Genomic DNA, 1,077 nt, shown 5'->3' with positions numbered 1-1,077 from the left:
CCCTGCTGAAGCGAGGTGCTGCGAATCCAGCTTTCCAGGGTCGCTGCATCATGAGCGGTAATTGTAAAAACGTCAGGAGTATCCATGTGACAAGTATACGTGAAATCAAATCACGTAACCTTATTTTCCGCATGGGCCACTAGCAAAGCGTTGCAGCACGACGCCCAATGCTGTGAGTTTTTTGTGGTCGCCGCGCTTATATAATAAAAGTCCCCCAGCTTTGGCCGCGACTGAACGCGGCGTTACAATGCCGAGCTACGAATGAAGAAATACGCCTTTCTATTGATCTTGTTTTTCGCTAGTTGGTTGGCATTTGGTGTAGTCCCAACGGAAAAGAAAGTTCCGGGAAGGATTGATAGTTTGAGCATCCGAGTTCCAGATGGTGAGAGCTTTTCGAATGTTAGAGCTGTCTGGCTCCAGAAGGTTAGTGAAGAGTGCGAGTTTAAAGAGTTCAAAATACAGATGTATTCGGAGCGAAACGAGTCATACGGTGATGGGCTAAGCTTGAACCCCAATACGGAAAAGTATGAGGCTGAAAAAATCCCTGCGGTTGTATCCGGCGTTTTCCAGTGCCTGGAAATCAGTTAACAAGGCCGGGCAATTTACTCCGGGCCGGAGGCCCTCCATGGGACAGCTTACCTTGCGCACGTTTTACGCAGGTCGCTGCGCTCCCAGTTCCGCACAAAATGTGCACAGCATTGGTCGCCCCTGTTGCGGGCGCTATACAGCCTGGAAACAATAATGCTAAAACCCGTAAAGCCGTTGAATCAGCGCGAGTTAGAAGCTCTTTCTACAAAGAGGCTTCTCGCCTACCTACGTCGGTTACAGCGCTGTGAGGGATCGATAGAGCTTTCTGATTGGCAAGAAGACAAAACCTCCCCATTAGACGGTATCGTTTTTAAATCTTCAGATGAGTGGAAAACGCAGTACAATCTAGTGGGCCATGCGGTTAATTAGGTGACACATTTTTGGCTCGCCGCACTGAAGCCAGTATCGTGTCGGCGCTCTTTGTCCATTTAAATGGTTTGGCAAGATCGCGGTTATGAACACGAATAAATCGCTGCAGCTCGGCCTTCA

1 protein-coding gene is annotated in these 1,077 nt (G+C 48.9%); it reads left to right on the top strand.

Annotated features, from left to right (window positions below):
• Nucleotides 1–261: 261 nt before the first annotated feature.
• Nucleotides 262–588: a hypothetical protein gene (locus AB1S50_RS19490; RefSeq protein WP_367152941.1), complete on the top strand. Its 327-nt coding sequence runs from the start codon at nucleotides 262–264 to the stop codon at nucleotides 586–588.
• Nucleotides 589–1,077: the final 489 nt, after the last annotated feature.

Source organism: Microbulbifer discodermiae, assembly GCF_040742695.1.
GTDB lineage: Bacteria > Pseudomonadota > Gammaproteobacteria > Pseudomonadales > Cellvibrionaceae > Microbulbifer.
Note: the sequence above shows the minus strand (reverse complement) of the source record. Positions and strands in the feature narration are given on the sequence as shown.